17 protein-coding genes are annotated in these 14,886 nt (G+C 57.2%); 8 read left to right on the forward strand and 9 right to left on the reverse strand.

Annotated features, from left to right (window positions below):
* Positions 1-4: 4 nt before the first annotated feature.
* The 5 genes from GOV90_RS12220 to GOV90_RS21310 all read right to left on the reverse strand — a co-directional run bounded on the left by GOV90_RS12220 (position 5) and on the right by GOV90_RS21310 (position 3,951).
* Entirely contained in the window at positions 5-1,126 is a 1,122-nt protein-coding gene (locus GOV90_RS12220; protein WP_171092400.1) for an alanine racemase, read from the reverse strand.
* Positions 1,123-2,370, reverse strand: coding sequence for a D-arabinono-1,4-lactone oxidase (locus GOV90_RS12225; RefSeq protein ID WP_171092402.1), 1,248 nt, complete (start codon positions 2,368-2,370; stop codon positions 1,123-1,125). Before GOV90_RS12225 ends, GOV90_RS12220 begins: the two co-directional genes overlap by 4 nt.
* An 87-nt stretch (positions 2,371-2,457) precedes the next feature.
* On the reverse strand, positions 2,458-2,979 hold the full coding sequence (locus tag GOV90_RS12230; protein WP_171092651.1) for a DUF2478 domain-containing protein: 522 nt from the start codon (positions 2,977-2,979) through the stop codon (positions 2,458-2,460).
* Between the two features lie 69 nt (positions 2,980-3,048).
* Positions 3,049-3,714 (reverse strand): NnrU family protein, encoded by a 666-nt coding sequence (locus GOV90_RS12235; protein ID WP_171092404.1) that lies wholly within the window; start codon positions 3,712-3,714, stop codon positions 3,049-3,051.
* Between the two features lie 105 nt (positions 3,715-3,819).
* A complete protein-coding gene (locus GOV90_RS21310; RefSeq protein ID WP_256367957.1) occupies positions 3,820-3,951 on the reverse strand; it encodes a hypothetical protein in 132 nt (43 codons plus the stop codon).
* 79 nt (positions 3,952-4,030) lie between these two features.
* Between GOV90_RS21310 and GOV90_RS12240 the strand changes: the two genes are divergently transcribed.
* Entirely contained in the window at positions 4,031-4,693 is a 663-nt protein-coding gene (locus GOV90_RS12240; RefSeq protein ID WP_171105727.1) for a DNA-3-methyladenine glycosylase I, read from the forward strand.
* A gap of 42 nt (positions 4,694-4,735) precedes the next feature.
* Positions 4,736-5,428, forward strand: coding sequence for a hypothetical protein (locus tag GOV90_RS12245; protein WP_171092409.1), 693 nt, complete (start codon positions 4,736-4,738; stop codon positions 5,426-5,428).
* Here GOV90_RS12245 and GOV90_RS12250 read toward each other — a convergent pair.
* On the reverse strand, positions 5,419-5,823 hold the full coding sequence (locus tag GOV90_RS12250) for a cytochrome c (RefSeq protein WP_171092411.1): 405 nt from the start codon (positions 5,821-5,823) through the stop codon (positions 5,419-5,421). The genes GOV90_RS12245 and GOV90_RS12250 overlap by 10 nt on opposite strands.
* A 93-nt stretch (positions 5,824-5,916) precedes the next feature.
* Here GOV90_RS12250 and GOV90_RS12255 point away from each other — a divergent pair, with 93 nt between their 5' ends.
* Positions 5,917-6,354: a DMT family transporter gene (locus GOV90_RS12255; protein WP_171092412.1), complete on the forward strand. Its 438-nt coding sequence runs from the start codon at positions 5,917-5,919 to the stop codon at positions 6,352-6,354.
* Here GOV90_RS12255 and GOV90_RS12260 read toward each other — a convergent pair.
* Complete coding sequence (locus tag GOV90_RS12260; RefSeq protein WP_171092414.1) at positions 6,338-7,024, reverse strand: ABC transporter ATP-binding protein; 687 nt, start codon at positions 7,022-7,024, stop codon at positions 6,338-6,340. The genes GOV90_RS12255 and GOV90_RS12260 overlap by 17 nt on opposite strands.
* The gene (locus GOV90_RS12265) at positions 7,017-8,312 is read right to left on the reverse strand and encodes a lipoprotein-releasing ABC transporter permease subunit (protein ID WP_171092416.1); all 1,296 of its coding nucleotides are present in this window, start codon (positions 8,310-8,312) and stop codon (positions 7,017-7,019) included. The genes GOV90_RS12260 and GOV90_RS12265 overlap by 8 nt, the downstream gene beginning before the upstream one ends.
* Positions 8,313-8,669: 357 nt before the next feature.
* Here GOV90_RS12265 and GOV90_RS12270 point away from each other — a divergent pair, with 357 nt between their 5' ends.
* Complete coding sequence (locus tag GOV90_RS12270; RefSeq protein WP_171092418.1) at positions 8,670-9,029, forward strand: hypothetical protein; 360 nt, start codon at positions 8,670-8,672, stop codon at positions 9,027-9,029.
* A gap of 116 nt (positions 9,030-9,145) precedes the next feature.
* Here GOV90_RS12270 and proS read toward each other — a convergent pair whose 3' ends face one another.
* Positions 9,146-10,486, reverse strand: coding sequence for a proline--tRNA ligase (proS, locus tag GOV90_RS12275; RefSeq protein WP_171092419.1), 1,341 nt, complete (start codon positions 10,484-10,486; stop codon positions 9,146-9,148).
* A gap of 169 nt (positions 10,487-10,655) precedes the next feature.
* Here proS and GOV90_RS12280 point away from each other — a divergent pair, with 169 nt between their 5' ends.
* The 4 genes from GOV90_RS12280 (at position 10,656) to GOV90_RS12295 (ending at position 14,847) form a co-directional block, all read left to right on the forward strand.
* Positions 10,656-12,020: an FAD-dependent oxidoreductase gene (locus GOV90_RS12280; protein ID WP_171092421.1), complete on the forward strand. Its 1,365-nt coding sequence runs from the start codon at positions 10,656-10,658 to the stop codon at positions 12,018-12,020.
* Entirely contained in the window at positions 12,020-12,994 is a 975-nt protein-coding gene (locus tag GOV90_RS12285; protein WP_171172853.1) for an isopenicillin N synthase family oxygenase, read from the forward strand. The genes GOV90_RS12280 and GOV90_RS12285 overlap by 1 nt, the downstream gene beginning before the upstream one ends.
* 89 nt (positions 12,995-13,083) lie before the next feature.
* A complete protein-coding gene (locus tag GOV90_RS12290) occupies positions 13,084-14,157 on the forward strand; it encodes an AI-2E family transporter (RefSeq protein ID WP_171092425.1) in 1,074 nt (357 codons plus the stop codon).
* A complete protein-coding gene (locus GOV90_RS12295) occupies positions 14,158-14,847 on the forward strand; it encodes a DnaA ATPase domain-containing protein (RefSeq protein WP_171092427.1) in 690 nt (229 codons plus the stop codon). It begins immediately after the preceding gene.
* Positions 14,848-14,886: the final 39 nt, after the last annotated feature.

Genomic DNA, 14,886 nt, shown 5'->3' on the forward strand with positions numbered 1-14,886 from the left:
GCTGTTAATTCGGCAGGGTTTCCCATTCCTGTACAACAGCGCCGTCGCGCACAGCCAAAACCTTGCCGAATTGGTTCAACACCGCCTCGCTTTGTGTCGGGCGCAGCAAGGCAATTTCGCCGGGTTGTACAATACTTGACGCCGGGCCTGTCCAGACCTCCTGATTGCTGGATCGACCGAAGATTGAGGAATAGGAAAATCCCTCTGGATAAACCGGTTGCGCAAGAAAATGCCCGCCAAACACGGCAACATCCGTCTTGCGTCGCGGTAGGAACTCTAACCCGGGCAAAGCATTGCCGGGCATGGTCTTGAGTATTGGCGTCGCGATAAAAGCTGCAGGTTGAAAAGCCGTTGTCGAGGGATGATCGAAATCCGAAGGCTTGACCAAAACCGAACCAAAGGCGACCTCCGTTGCGGAACCGGTTGCGCCATAAGCCTGAAAGGTCAGGCTGCCACCTGTATTTTGACACAGCCCTGCGCCGCTGTGGGGCAGAGCTGCAACGGCTTGGCGATAGGCTTCGGCGCAGCGCCGCTCGGCTCGGGCCCTGAGTACAGAAGGCAGTTTTGCCAGATGCGCCTCATATCCCATCACGCCGCTCAACCGCGCCAATGGGTTTGCAACAATCGTTTTTACTACACTGGCAACCTGATCCGCGCTCAGGCCACCGCGATGCAACCCAATGTCCAATTCAAGCGACAAACGCAAAGACAAGCCGGTCTGGTCCGCAAGCGTCAGATAGTCCTGCAAGCGTTCGGGGGTGTCGATCAGCCACTGCACCCGATCTGCGGCATCGGGGTTTGCCTGAAGCACACGCGCTGCAGAGCCAACGGGCAAAGGCTTGCCAATCAGGTGATCGGTGCCACCTTCGGCTTGCAACAAGGCGGTCAACATTGGTTCTGAGAACGTCATAAGCCCCGAGGTTGGGATCAGACTCCGGACTTGATCCAAAAGCGGCAAGCAGGGCAAAGATTTAGCAACCAAGCGTTTCTCAAGCCCAGCATCAACACCGGCCATGGCCATCGCGCAATTGGACTCGAGCCGGTTCAGGTCAATTGCGATGACCGGATGATCCGCACCGTAGTTTCGCAGCGATTGCGACAGACCGGCGACATACGGGTCGTTCATGGCTGAAACAGCTTCGAAAAGGCAGGTGTCAGGAACTTGCCCTGCGGATCAAGCTGTTCACGCAAGGCGCAGAAGCGGTCGAAATCGGGGTAAAGGCCGGATAGTTCCCGGTAAGTCAGGCTGTGCATCTTGCCCCAATGCGGGCGACCTCCGGCCTCGACAAAAAGCGGTTCCAGCGCGTTGAAGTAGCGACTGTGGTCCTCATCCGCATCCGTGTGAATAGCAACAGAGATACGCGGGCCGCACTGAAACGGCGAAAGGCACGCAGTGTCGCCTGCGGTCTGTCGTACCTCAATGGGGAAATAGATATCCTTGTGATCCCGTTCGAGACGACGGAACACTTCAGCCAACACGTCGCTGGCAACCTCAGGGGGCAAATGATACTCCATCTCTTTAAAGCGGATATGGCGGTCACTGCACAAAACCCGCCAGCTTTCGCCTACGTAATCCTCGTCGGATTGCGCCATCGTCAAAAGTCTAAGCAACGTTGAACGCAAACCACCGCTGAACCGCCCTGCGTTTCGGGCAAGTTTCAGAACCTTGACCGCCAGCATATCCAGATCACGCGGGGCCTTGGTTTCGGGCGCGTCGACCACTGAATGGCGAAGTTCGACGGCCTTGCCAGTGAAAGGAATGTAGAAAAATTCGAAGTTTCGGTTCTCAGCCCACTTCTTGTGCATGTTCGCCAAGCACTCCGGCAAATCGGTCAGCATGACCTGACGGCGCAGATTGTATTTGGGCACAACATTGATGCGGGCTTCGGTCAGAACACCCAGCAACCCAAGCGTTACTTGTGCCATGTCCAAAGGAATATCGGCCGAGGTTAAGGCCTCACCGCTTGCACCGACAAAGCGCGCATCCGTGATTTCTGCGGCAAGACAGGGCAACTCGCTCCCCGTGCCATGGGTCGCGGTCGAAACCGCCCCAGCCAGCGATTGAGTATTGATGTCGCCAAGATTGCGAAAAGCCAGCCCCCGGTCAGCCAAAGCAGGGGACAGATCGCGCAGGCGTGCGTTGGCGTTCACCCAGACCTGCCCGTCTTCAGCCGCACCGATTGTCGGGGCCTCAAGCTGCGACAGGTCCAGAATACGCTCGGCCCCTGCCACAATAGGTGTGAAAGAATGGCCAGCTCCAACGACCCTCAGCGTCTGAGGCGACATTACAGCGCGTTGCAACGCATCCAGTGTTGTCGGACGCATGACCGCTGTATTTGTGTTTTCGTTTCCTGCCCAGTTTGACCACATTCAGCTCATCCTCCGTATTGCGAGGATTGCAGCCCGAAGTCAGCGAAACAAGGCAGGGATTCAGCGTGTTACGTGACGTGACTTGGCTTAGGCCGCGGTGGCCTGCTGCGCGTTTACGCGCTCGAACCAAGCGACGATTGCGCTCAGGTCCGAGTCCAGCTGTTCCGCATCACCACCTGTGAAGTCCTGAAACTTCTCACTGTTCAGACCGTTCACACCGACCAGGACCGGGATGTCCTGCGCAAGTGCTTCAGCGATCACCGGGCGAAACCCGCGGCCATCGGCCTCGTGCTTGCCAAACTTGTTAATGATCAACAGTTGAGGTGCGTCGGACAGCGACGACGTTACATATCCGACCGCCTGTTCCAGCGCCGCCGGGTCCAGACGGCAACCGCGCGACTGGGTTCCCAGCGATTGCGAAATGCGGATGGTCTCTCCTTCGGGCAGCACGCGCACATCCATATCGCATTTGCTGCTGTCCGCACATTCGGTGTTGGTTTGAACAACGCCCGCCAATTTCGCGCCCGAAGCCAGCAGGTGTTCTGCTACAGCGCTTAACAGGCGATCAGTGGCACCGCGATCGGTGGTGGTGACATAGGCCAGATTCATCTTGGACCTCTTGTTTTTCATTGCGACATTTCAAATAGCACGCTCAGGTACATCCGACCACTCCCCCAGCTAAGGAAGCGGAGACAGGCCGATCACAGGTGCGTGCAGGTGAAGTAGAACCGCATAAGCGGCCAGTGCGGACAGCCACACCCAGGGGCGCGGCCAAGGACGCGGCGCGCGGAGTGAAAAGCGCGCAGTATTTCGCGACAAACGTATCCATTCCATGCCCATTTCGCTATGTTTGCGGCGGTCGATCAAGGCCATACCCATGGCCGCGAAACCGGCAAACAGGCCAAACAGGATGACATGCGACAGGCTGCCATTGGCCAGCAAGTGCGCCAATGCCCACATCATCAACGCGGCAAGGACCGGATGGCGGGTGGTGCGCAAGACACCAGGCTTCTCAGGATCAAAGGTCCGGTTGCCTAGCCCGCCGAACGAGAACGGATTTTGAATGGCAAGCCCCGCAAGGGCCAGCCAACAGACAACCGGCATGATCAAGACCGGCACCCAACGCAATACAGGAAACGGTGGAATGACCTCCACATAAGGTGCGTTTGCGGCTGCAATGATCAGCCAGGCCAGCACAGCCAGCGACAGGATGGAATACCCTGCAAAGTACCCACGATGCCCCAGCGTTCCGATCAACCACCCGCGCACCGTCGGCCGCACGGGAATCGCGTGACTGAGAAGAAATGTGACAAGCGCTGCAAGGAATAGAACCCAACCGGTCATGGTGATCTCCGAACGTATTGGGATCGGTCTAGATCAGAATAGCGCTGGGTTCCTTGTCCGAAATCAAGTTTTGCGCAGGGGCAAACATGCCGCCCCTGCCCTGTGTTACAAGCCAAGCGCCGCGCGGCGTTCTTCGGCAAAGCCTTGCACAATGCGGTCTGCGATCAGTGCCAGAATCGCCATCGCAGCCCCGGCCGAGAACTCGCCGATCTGAAACACAGTCAGGACCGGGCTCATGCACTGGCAGCTATATTTTTTGATTGCAAAGGCGGAACAAAAGGCAAACACTCAGAAGATGGTATCTGAGGCTGGATAAATGCGCGCATTTAACGAAATCTTCGAAATTGCTGCCGAACGACATGGCGGGCCAGATGCGTTGCAAGCTACGCTGTACAAACCCAAAACCCAGGATGAACTGGTAGCCCTGCCAGAAGATCGTTGGCTGGCCATCATTACAAAATGCATCTTTCAGGCTGGGTTCAACTGGAAAGTCATCGAAAACAAATGGGATGGCTTCGAAGCCGCGTTTGACGGTTTTGACGTGGGGCGGTGTGCCTTTATGGATGACGAAAAATTCGATGCGTTGTTGCAGGATACGCGAATCGTACGCCACGGCACCAAGATTTCGACGGTGCGTGACAACGCTGTTTTTCTTATGGAATTGCGTGAAGAAGGCGGCGCGGGCAAAGTGCTGGGTGGCTGGCCTTCGGAAGATTATATCAGCTTGCTGGCAATGTTGGCCAAGCGCGGCTCGCGTCTGGGTGGGGCGTCGGCACAATATTCTATGAGGTTTATTGGGCGCGACAGTTTTATTCTGTCCCAGGACGTTACCGCCCGGCTGATTGCCGAAGGCGTGATCGACAAACCTGCCACGTCCAAAAAGGCGATGGTGGCTGTCCAGCAAGCATTCAACACTTGGATGAATCAATCCGGGCGATCCTTGACGGAAATCAGCCGGGTTCTGGCTATGAGCGTTTGAAAACGGTTTGCTGAACGGGCGCAGCAGATTAGGATTCTTCTTATGGTTCTGCGCGTTTTTCTAGTTTCTCTCTTATTTCTATCGTCCTGCGGGCGTCCGCTGACCGAACCAGAGCGCGTGTTTGCAGAGAGCATTCAAGGCGACACACTGAATCTGGATAATGTGCGATTGGTCGAAGGTGCCCCAGTCGCACCGGTCACGTATTTCCGGGAAGAACGCCCACGTTTGGCCTGCCGTGAGCTTATTTTGCCGCCTGTCGAAGCGGGGTTTGTTACTGGCAAACCCGCAGCTGTCGCCCTGTTCAACAAGGTCTATTTTGCACGCGACTGGTATCTGGAAGATTACATGACCGACTTTCCCGATCAGATGAACCTGATCGCCGCGATGTTACTGGCTCATGAATTGACCCATGTATGGCAATGGCAGAACCGCGCAACCACCGGATATCACCCTCTGCGAGCAGCGGCAGAACACGGCGGAAGACGGGATCCGTATCTGTTCGATCTGGATACCTCACCTGACTTTTTGTCCTATGGCTTCGAACAGCAGGGCGCGATTGTCGAGGAATACGTGTGTTGCCGTGCGCTGGACCCTCAGGCCGAGCGCACAGCAAGGCTCCACACTATGTTGGGTGCACATTTCGACCTGTCCCCTTTGCCGGAAAAAGGGCGTGAACGAGCGGTTCTTTTGCCATGGAGCGAGGCAGAAGTGGACGGAATTTGCAGTCAGTCCTGAAGCGTTTCCAGATAGGCAACCAGATCCACAATAGGCTGACTTGTCAGGATCGGCTGGCCCTGCGGTGTTTTCATGGACGTGTCTTGCCCGTCGAAATACGGACCATAAACCGGCATCGGGCTGCCGTGGCTGACCAACGGGTCACGCCCATCGATTCGTGCAACCACACGTGCGGTTGGGAATACGCCGCCTTCGCCAGACAAGCTGGTCAGGTCACTCGGCTGTACGACAAGCACGCTTGCCATAGGCCCCTGCCCTGTCGCATCGATCCCATGGCAAGTTGCACAATAGTGCATGTAAAGCTCCTCACCGATCTTGGCGTCTTGCGCAAAAACCGCCTGAGAGGTGGCGAGCGAAGTTGATAAAACCAGCACACCAAGTTTTGCTTTGAACATCGTATCCTCCTGCCACGATAGACATTTGCAGGGTTGCCCGGTGGACACCTTGGCGCAATGATCCAGATCAACGCAGGCGGGAGGATGCAGGACATGACACAATACGCAGCCATAATGTTGGCAGCCGGGATCGGAGTGCCAATTCTGGCCGCTTTGAACGCAGCCTTGGGCAAGCTGATCGGATCGCCGACCACTGCCGCCGTGATCCTGTTCGCAATCGCTTTTGCTGCGTCAGCGCTTGTGATGTTGCTGTTCCCAGGGTTCGAAGCGCTATCCAAGGTCGCTGAGGCCCCGAAACACCTGCTGCTGGCAGGCGTGCTGATCGCGTTCTACGTTCTGTCAATCACCCACGTCGCCCCGCATTTCGGAGTGGGCAACGCAGTGTTCTTTGTTTTGCTGGGCCAATTGATCAGCACAGCGGCCATTGACCATTTCGGCCTGTTTGGAGCTCAGATCACGCCGCTGACATGGATGCGGGCCGGGGGTATTGCCGTGATGGCCGTTGGTGTTGCAATCACTCAACTGGCCTGAGCACCCCAGCCTCAAGTCTAACCGTCCGATCCATACGCGCCGCCAGTTCAAGGTTGTGCGTCGCAATCAAGGCCGACAACCCCTCGTCCCGGACCAGTGCCATCAGCGCATCAAACACCTGATCCGAGGTTTCGGGGTCGAGATTTCCGGTCGGTTCATCCGCCAGCAAAACCCGCGGCTTGTTGGCCAGCGCCCGGCAAAAAGCCACGCGCTGTTGCTCACCACCCGACAGTGCGGCTGGGCGGTGGCTGGCGCGCGGGGCAACGCCCACCCGGTCCAGAAGATCCATGGCCCGCTTTTGCGCGGCTTTTTCGGAAATACCGTTCGCCAGCTGCGGCAGAGTGATGTTTTCGAGCGCTGTAAACTCGGGCAGCAAGTGGTGGAACTGATAAACAAACCCGACATCTTGTCGGCGCAGCGCGGTTCTGGTTCGGTCGCCCTTTCCGCTTACGTTCTGCCCTCCGATTTCAACGGTTCCGTCGTCGGGCATATCCAACAGTCCTGCAATGTGCAGAAGCGTAGATTTACCCGCACCGGACGGAGCCACCATCGCCACGGCCTCACCCGCGCGCAGGTCCAGATCGACACCGCGCAGAACCTGTACTTCACCCGGCGTACCCTTGAGGTAGGTTTTGGTCAGGCCATTCAGGCGCAATGTGACATCATTCATAGCGCAACGCCTCAACCGGGTTCAGACGCGCCGCACGACGCGCTGGAAAATAGGTGACGATGAAAGACAGACCAAGCGACAGCCCGATGGCTTTGAGCACGTCGCTCAGGTGTAACTCTGCCGGCAAAGCATAGATGCCGCGGATCGACGGATCCCAGACGCCGCCGCCCATCACATAATTCACGAAGGAAAAGATCGGATCGATATAGATCGCAAAAAGGCACCCCAGAATGACTCCCATTGCCGTTCCAATCAGGCCGGTGAACGCCCCACAGATAAAAAAGACACGCAGAACCGACCCTTCGCTAAGTCCAATGGTGCGCAGGATGCCAATATCGCGCCCCTTGTTTTTGACCAGCATGATCAAGCCCGAAACGATATTCATCGCAGCGATCAGAACAAGGATCGACAAGATAATGAACATCACGTTGTCTTCAACTTCCAGCGCCCGCAGAAAGCCTCCCGACGCATCCTGCCAAGTCCATATTTGGCTGCGTTCGCCCGAGGCTTCGAGAATCGAGATCAGGATCGGGCCCAGTTCTTCAGGCTTTTCCACCATCACCTCAATTTCATCCGCCACACCTTCACGGTTGAAAAAACTCTGGGCCTGCGAGAACGGCATATACACGCGGGTGCGGTCGATATCATAACGACCTGCCGAGAAGACATAAACGACGCGATACGCGTTCACGCGCGGCGAGGTGCCAAAGGCTGTTTTGACACCATTGGGCGAGGTCAGTTTGACAACATCCCCCACGGTGGCACCGATGCTACGCGCGACGCCGGATCCAATGGCAATGACATCTTCACCGCTTTCAAACTCAGTCAGATCTCCTGCAGACTGTTCTGCCTGCGCGATACCTGGCAGGTCGCGCAGATCGTCAGGTCGGATGCCAAACACCTCAACCCCGCTGCTGCGGTCGCGATTGGTGATCAACACCTGTCCTTTGACTAAAGGTGCTGTTCTTTCAACACCGGGCACCTGCGCGATCCGGGCCGAGCGGTCCTCGTAATCGGCTATCGTTCGGTCGACTCGGCCCTGCGCGTCGATCTCACCTGAGGAATAAACCGTCACATGCGCGTTGGCCCCCAGAATGGTGCCCACAAATTCCGAACGGAAACCCGACCGGACCGACAATGTCGCAATCAGCGCGAACACCGCGAGGGTGATCCCGATCAGTGAAATCCAAGTCATAACACTGACACCACCTTCGGCCCTGCGGGCCCTCAGGTAACGCCATGCAATCTTCCATTCAAAAGGGGCAAAGGGCGGGGGTGTGTTGGCCATGCCTGCTCCGGGGTGTTTCTTGTTTGCGGCGACAGTTTCGGCATTTCACCCGATGGTCAAGCCGGTAGTCACCAAGACTTGGTTCCTCGGCCTGAATGCGTAGCAGTGATTCGGGCCGCCGCTTACAAGTCGCAGCCAAACGGACGACTTTAAAACGCGGCGCTACACCGTGAGTTGTGAAGCCCTTCACAGACAAGGTGATATTGTTTCAGTTATGAGGTTAATCATCGCACTTTGTGAGTCTGTGAATCGAAAAGGCAACAATGAGGGCGAAATTTTATTACTCTTTTTGATTATTTTCAGAAACTTTGTCACCCTAACTATGGGGGAACACATTTAAAGAGCGGGGGTCGCTCAATGAATTTTCAAATCTCTAACAATGGCGCGGGCGCAATTCCAACCCGCAGGGCATCAACAGAACTGGATTGTGAGACAGCGGCACTGCTGCGCGCGGCCATTCGGCCGATCTTTGTCAGCGCAGCAAGCTGGAGCAATCTGGCTGATATCCTCAAGGAAAAAGGATACCGGCTGGCGTTCCGTCAGGGGCGTTTGTGCATCACGGATCGGACGACCGACGCACGCGTTTGCGGGCTGCGGTTTCTGGGTCTCGAGTTTCGCGAACTGGTCAGCCGTTTGGGCCGACCGATTGTGGTCGCTCGCGGTGACGGTGCCAATGGTGACGTTCTGGCAGAGCGCCCGACGGCAGACCAGGACTGAGAGCGAAGCCAGGCAACCTGAGTTGGCCGCGATTGACGGCCAGATCAGAATGCTGGCCGCCTAGTTTGTTCTAACGAGTTCACGGTGACTGTTAATTGTGCACCCGAAGATTGCGATCAGGCGATCTTCTCATAGATTTCTGCAACCTTGGTGACTGCCGCTTCCGGGCTAAGCTCTTCGCTTTCGCCTGTACGGCGACAGGTCAGTTCAACCACACCGTTCTTCAGACCGCGCGGTCCCACGGTAATGCGCCAGGGCAGACCAATCAGGTCCATGGTTGCAAATTTGCCCCCTGCCCGTTCGTTGCGATCATCATACAGCGGCTCCAGACCCAAGGCGGTCAGCGCCGCATAGATCTTGTCGCAGGCCGCATCTGCTTCTTCATCACCCTGCTTCAGGTTCACAATTCCGCAGTGGAACGGCGTTACGCCCTCGGGCCAGATGATACCTTTGTCGTCATGGCTGGCTTCGATGATCGCGCCGATCAGGCGGCTGACACCGATACCGTGGCTGCCCATGTGAACCGGGACGGATTTTCCGTCAGGACCCTGAACCGTTGCACCCATCGCTTCAGAGTACTTGGTGCCGAAGTAAAAGATCTGACCAACCTCAATACCTCGGGCCACGCGACGGCGTTCTTCGGGGATTTGGTTGAACAATGCCTCATCATGCGTCTCGTCCGTACGCGCGTATTTCGAGGTGAACTCTTCCAGAATAGCCTGGCACTGTTCGCGGTTGTCATAGTCGATCTGGCGGTCGCCAAAAGTCAGGTCGGTGACTGCGCTGTCATAAAAGACCTCGGATTCGCCGGTATCAGCCAACACAAGGAACTCATGGGTGTCATCGCCGCCGATCGGGCCTGAATCGGCGCGCATCGGAATGGCCTGCAGGCCCATGCGTTCGTAAGTGCGCAGATAGCTGACCAGATGACGGTTATAGGCGTGCAGCGCGTCTTCCTTGGTCAGGTCGAAATTGTAGCCGTCCTTCATGTAGAACTCGCGCCCGCGCATCACGCCGAAACGCGGGCGGATCTCGTCGCGGAATTTCCACTGGATCTGATACAGCGTCAGCGGCAGGTCTTTGTAGCTGTTGACGTGACCGCGAAAGATATCTGTCACCAGTTCCTCAGCGGTGGGCGTATACAGCATGTCGCGACCGTGACGGTCCTGCATGCGCAGCATTTCCTGACCGTAGTCGTCATAGCGCCCGGATTCGCGCCACAGGTCGGCCGATTGCAGGATCGGCATCTGGATCGCGATGTGGCCTGCACGCGCCTGTTCTTCGTGCACGATGTTTTCCAGCTTGCGCAGCACTTTGAAGCCCAGCGGCAGCCACGAATATATACCGGCGGCGGCCTGCTTGATCATGCCCGCGCGCAGCATCAGCCTATGGCTGACGATCTGGGCCTCAGACGGGTTTTCCTTGAGAACGGGCAGAAAGTAACGGCTCAGGCGCATGGATGGACCTTCAAAGGTAAGAATTCGACTGCACAGGTGATTATTCCAAAGCCCCGCCGGGGGCAATCGAACATTGGCAGTTTTGCGACTTCGCGTCAGTCGGTTTTTTGATTGACCCGCCAATCGAGAGCTTCAATTGTAACAGAATTGCGAAACTCAAGAGGCGCCGATGCAAACAATTCTGGAACCCGCCCGCCAAATCCCTGTCATCCATCAGACCGACGTGTTGGTTGTTGGCTCTGGTCCCGCAGGGCTGGCCGCAGCACTGGCAGCGGCGCGGGCCGGGGCCGAAGTATCTCTGGTCGACCGCTTTGGTTGCATGGGCGGCAACATCACTGCTGTGGGCGTCGAGGGGTTTGCCTGGTATCGCCATGAACAGACGGTCGAGGCCGGCGGCATCGGCATGGAGTTCGAGACCCGCGCCAAAGACATGGGCGCGGCGGTGCCGGAAAGCCAGTCGCTGAGTTATGAGCTGGACAGCGAAGGGTTCAAACTGGTGGCCGATAAGTTGGTCGAAGAGGCAGGCGTGCGTCCAATGCTTCATCGTCAGTTCGTCGCCCCCATCATGGAGGGCGACCGGATCACCGGCATCATCACCGAATCCAAAGCCGGGCGCGAGGCGATCCTGGCCAAAGTGGTAATCGACGCCACCGGCGACGCGGATGTGGCGCACCGCGCAGGCGCACCGACCCACAAGACCCCGCGTGAAGACATGATGGCCGCCTCGGTCATGTTCCATCTGGCTGGCGTCGATAAACGCGCGTTCATGGAGGGCGTGAAGGCCGACCCGCAGACCTACAAGGACTGGGGCGGCGGCGGTGAGTGGAATATCGAGACCTCAGGCAAAGAGGATGACATGTTCTCGCCGTTCGTACACAAACCGTTCCAGCAAGCCATAGATGAAGGGCTGATCCCGCCGCATCTGAACACCATCGCGGGCACCTGGGGCGCGATGCATGACACGGGTGAGCTGACGTACATGAACCTCATCCACCTGGCCGAGGTCGATGGCACCGACCCCGACAGCCTGACACGCGGCGAGATCGAGGGCCGCCGCCAGTCGATGCTGGCTATTGACGCTTTGCGCCGGTTCATGCCGGGCTGTGAAAACGCGCGGCTTCGAAACTTCGGTATGACCATTGGCATCCGCGACACGCGCAAGATCGACGCGGTGTATAACATGACCGAAAACGATGCCCGCCATCAGGGTCGGTTTGAAGATACCATTGGCATCTATCCCGAATTCATCGACGGTTATGGCATTCTGATCCTGCCGACCACGGGGCGATATATGCAGATTCCCTATCGCTCAATGCTGCCAAAGGGAATTAAGGGGCTGCTCGTTGCAGGCCGGTCGCATGGTGCAGATCGGGTAGCGCATGCAGCTACGCGCAACATGGCCTGTTGTGCCGTTATGGGTCAGGGTGCAGGCATTGCGGCAGCGCTGTCATTGAAAAGCAATCAGGACCTGGACCAGTTGAATTTGGCACCTGTTCACACGGAACTGGAACGCCAAGGGGTTAGGATTCACTAATGGACAGCATTCCAACAATCGACATCTCGCCTTTGACCGAACCAAAAACCGATACATACGAAGCAACGGTGCAGCACATCCTTGAGGCTTGTACCGGGATCGGGTTCCTGTCCATCACCGGGACAGGCGTGACTCAGCAAACCGTTGATCAAGTTAGACAGGCGACCCGAGAGATCTTTGCCATCGATGAATCGCGTAAATGGGATCAGGCCATTACCCGCGAAAACTATCGCGGCTATATCCCCATGGGGTTCTTCACACCCAACGATGGCTCGGGCAACGCGGACAAATACGAAGGCTACAAGCTGCATCACGAAGTCGCGGCAAATGCCCCGATACGCTCGGACTGTTCTTTGTACGGGCCGAACCTGTGGCCGGACGAACTACCCGGCGCCAAAGAGATCATTCTGGGTTACTGGAGCCAGCTGGACCGGGTCGCCGATCTTTTGCTCGGGGCGTTAGAGACAGGTCTGAACCTGAAGCCAAACACGCTGCGCAGTGCGTTCCAGGACCCGATGACCAACATGACCCTTCTACACTATCCGCCGCAGGCTGCGGACGAGGCTGGCTATGGCATCCATCCGCACAAGGACACGGACGCGCTGACCATCATCGCCCCAGATCCGGTGGGCGGACTTGAAGTACAGACGCGCACTGGGGGATGGATCACGCCAAACTGCCCACCGGGCGGGTTTGTCGTCAATATCGGCGATATGCTGGAGCTTTGGTCCGGTGGTCGGTTGAAGTCCACGCCGCACCGGGTGGTCAACCGGTCAGGCAAAGAGCGGTACTCTTTCCCCTACTTCGCCGTTCCCCGCCACGACGTCATCGTCGAACCTTTATTGGCTGCACTGCCTGGTTTCGACCGCCCTGCTGTTCATTGCGGGCATTGGTCTGCAGAAATCTGGCGCACCAACTGGCCCGATGAGACCGCAGACGACAATACGCCGGAACTGGGGACACTTCAGGACTAAAGGCTGCAATTTCAGGCCAAATGAAGCGCTTGCATCACTCGCCTTGATACGCCAAGAACACCATCAAAGACCTGCAAAAGGGGATCGCGATGGCATTGCCGGTTAAGGATCAGATGAGATACTGGGGCGTTGCCACTGTTGTTTTTGTATTGATCCTCTGGGCCTTGGGAGATGTCCTGCTGCCGTTTGTGATCGGCGGGGCCATTGCCTATTTCCTTGATCCCGTTGCGGATCGGCTTGAACGGCTTGGCCTGTCGCGCATGGCTGCTACGGCAATCATTACCGTTGTTGGCATTCTGGGGTTCGTGTTGGCTATCCTGATGGTCGTTCCAGCCCTGATCACCCAGTTGCTGGATCTTGTGGACGTGATGCCTGAGCTGTTCAAGCAATTGCGCGGCTTCGTAGAAAAACAGTTCCCATCCCTGTTGGACCGGGAATCCAGCACGCACCAGATGCTCGTGTCTTTTGGCGAAACGCTCAAGTCTAAAACCGGGGACGTTTTGCAAACGGTGCTGACCTCGCTGGGGTCTGCCATCAACATCGTGGTTCTTCTGGTGATCGTGCCGGTTGTTGCAGTCTACCTTCTGTTGGACTGGGATCGCATGATCGCCCGGATTGGAGAGTTGCTGCCACGCGATCACGCCCCAACCATCAAACGGTTAGCGGGCGAGATTGATGCCGTTCTGGCCTCTTTCGTGCGCGGGATGGGTACGGTCTGTCTGATCCTTGGCACGTATTATGCGGTGGCCCTGATGCTCGCGGGTCTGCAATTCGGCCTGATCGTGGGCTTCATTGCGGGGTTGGTCACGTTCATTCCCTATCTGGGTGCTTTGATCGGTGGCACGTTGGCCATCGGACTGGCACTGTTCCAGTTCTGGGGTGACTGGGCTCATATTGGCCTGATCGCTGGTATTTTTGCCATTGGGCAAGTGACCGAGGGCAATTTTCTGACACCCAAACTGGTCGGAAACTCCGTTGGGCTTCACCCGGTTTGGCTGTTGCTGGCGCTTTCGGTCTTTGGCGCGCTGTTTGGCTTTGTCGGGATGTTGGTTGCCGTTCCGGTCGCAGCGGCCCTTGGCGTTCTGGCTCGGTTTGGAACCTCGCTCTATCTGGACAGCCGCCTGTACACCGGTCTTGAAAGCCAGGATCAGGAAACCGAGTAAATGGCCCGACAACTCAGCTTTGATCTGCCCGCCAAAACTGCGCTTGGGCGCGAGGACTTCTTTGTCTCGCCTGCCAATGCTTTGGCCGTAGCAATGATCTCGGCCACGTCCTGGCCCGGAAACAAACTTGTGCTGAGCGGCCCTGCTGGCGCTGGCAAAACCCACCTGGCGCATGTTTGGGCCGCTGAAACCGGCGGTCGCATCATTCAAGCGTCTGAATTGCGCTATGACGATGTACCAGAACTGGCGCGCAAGCCGATTGCGGTCGAAGACGTGCCGATGGTTGCAGGTGATCTGGAACAGCAGAAAACGCTGTTTCACCTGCACAATCTGGTTCTGGCCGAGGGGCACGCCCTGTTGATGACCGGCAGGCTTGCGCCGAAGTTCTGGGAAATGCCGCTGGCAGATCTGCAAAGCCGGGTTGAAGGGGCCCACCACGTCGCGCTGGATCCGCCCGACGATGCGCTGCTGGGCGCAGTGCTGGCCAAGCTGTTTGTGGACCGTCAGTTGAATCCCGGCCCCGAGGTCATTGCCTATCTCGTCAAGCATATGGACCGCCGGTTTGAAACCGCCGCAAATGTTGTCAAACAGCTGGACCACCTGGCATTGACGGAAAAACGCGACATCACCCGCGCATTGGCTGTCCGGGTTTTGAACACAAGCCCGGATGAGATCGAGACGGGTGATTGACCCGCAAGCTCCAATTTCGCATCCTCTGACTGCACTATT

The sequence above is a fragment of the Ruegeria sp. HKCCA5929 genome, from assembly GCF_013034525.1.
GTDB lineage: Bacteria > Pseudomonadota > Alphaproteobacteria > Rhodobacterales > Rhodobacteraceae > Ruegeria.

Excerpts from the sequence above, each read along its gene's own strand:
- GOV90_RS12220 (WP_171092400.1), bottom strand. The coding sequence starts at position 1,126 with ATGAACGACCCGTATGTCGCCGGTCTGTCGCAATCGCTGCGAAACTAC.
- GOV90_RS12225 (WP_171092402.1), bottom strand. The coding sequence starts at position 2,370 with ATGTGGTCAAACTGGGCAGGAAACGAAAACACAAATACAGCGGTCATG.
- GOV90_RS12230 (WP_171092651.1), bottom strand. The coding sequence starts at position 2,979 with ATGAATCTGGCCTATGTCACCACCACCGATCGCGGTGCCACTGATCGC.
- GOV90_RS12235 (WP_171092404.1), bottom strand. The coding sequence starts at position 3,714 with ATGACCGGTTGGGTTCTATTCCTTGCAGCGCTTGTCACATTTCTTCTC.
- GOV90_RS21310 (WP_256367957.1), bottom strand. The coding sequence starts at position 3,951 with ATGAGCCCGGTCCTGACTGTGTTTCAGATCGGCGAGTTCTCGGCCGGG.
- GOV90_RS12240 (WP_171105727.1), top strand. The coding sequence starts at position 4,031 with ATGCGCGCATTTAACGAAATCTTCGAAATTGCTGCCGAACGACATGGC.
- GOV90_RS12245 (WP_171092409.1), top strand. The coding sequence starts at position 4,736 with ATGGTTCTGCGCGTTTTTCTAGTTTCTCTCTTATTTCTATCGTCCTGC.
- GOV90_RS12250 (WP_171092411.1), bottom strand. The coding sequence starts at position 5,823 with ATGTTCAAAGCAAAACTTGGTGTGCTGGTTTTATCAACTTCGCTCGCC.
- GOV90_RS12255 (WP_171092412.1), top strand. The coding sequence starts at position 5,917 with ATGACACAATACGCAGCCATAATGTTGGCAGCCGGGATCGGAGTGCCA.
- GOV90_RS12260 (WP_171092414.1), bottom strand. The coding sequence starts at position 7,024 with ATGAATGATGTCACATTGCGCCTGAATGGCCTGACCAAAACCTACCTC.
- GOV90_RS12265 (WP_171092416.1), bottom strand. The coding sequence starts at position 8,312 with ATGGCCAACACACCCCCGCCCTTTGCCCCTTTTGAATGGAAGATTGCA.
- GOV90_RS12270 (WP_171092418.1), top strand. The coding sequence starts at position 8,670 with ATGAATTTTCAAATCTCTAACAATGGCGCGGGCGCAATTCCAACCCGC.
- proS (WP_171092419.1), bottom strand. The coding sequence starts at position 10,486 with ATGCGCCTGAGCCGTTACTTTCTGCCCGTTCTCAAGGAAAACCCGTCT.
- GOV90_RS12280 (WP_171092421.1), top strand. The coding sequence starts at position 10,656 with ATGCAAACAATTCTGGAACCCGCCCGCCAAATCCCTGTCATCCATCAG.
- GOV90_RS12285 (WP_171172853.1), top strand. The coding sequence starts at position 12,020 with ATGGACAGCATTCCAACAATCGACATCTCGCCTTTGACCGAACCAAAA.
- GOV90_RS12290 (WP_171092425.1), top strand. The coding sequence starts at position 13,084 with ATGGCATTGCCGGTTAAGGATCAGATGAGATACTGGGGCGTTGCCACT.
- GOV90_RS12295 (WP_171092427.1), top strand. The coding sequence starts at position 14,158 with ATGGCCCGACAACTCAGCTTTGATCTGCCCGCCAAAACTGCGCTTGGG.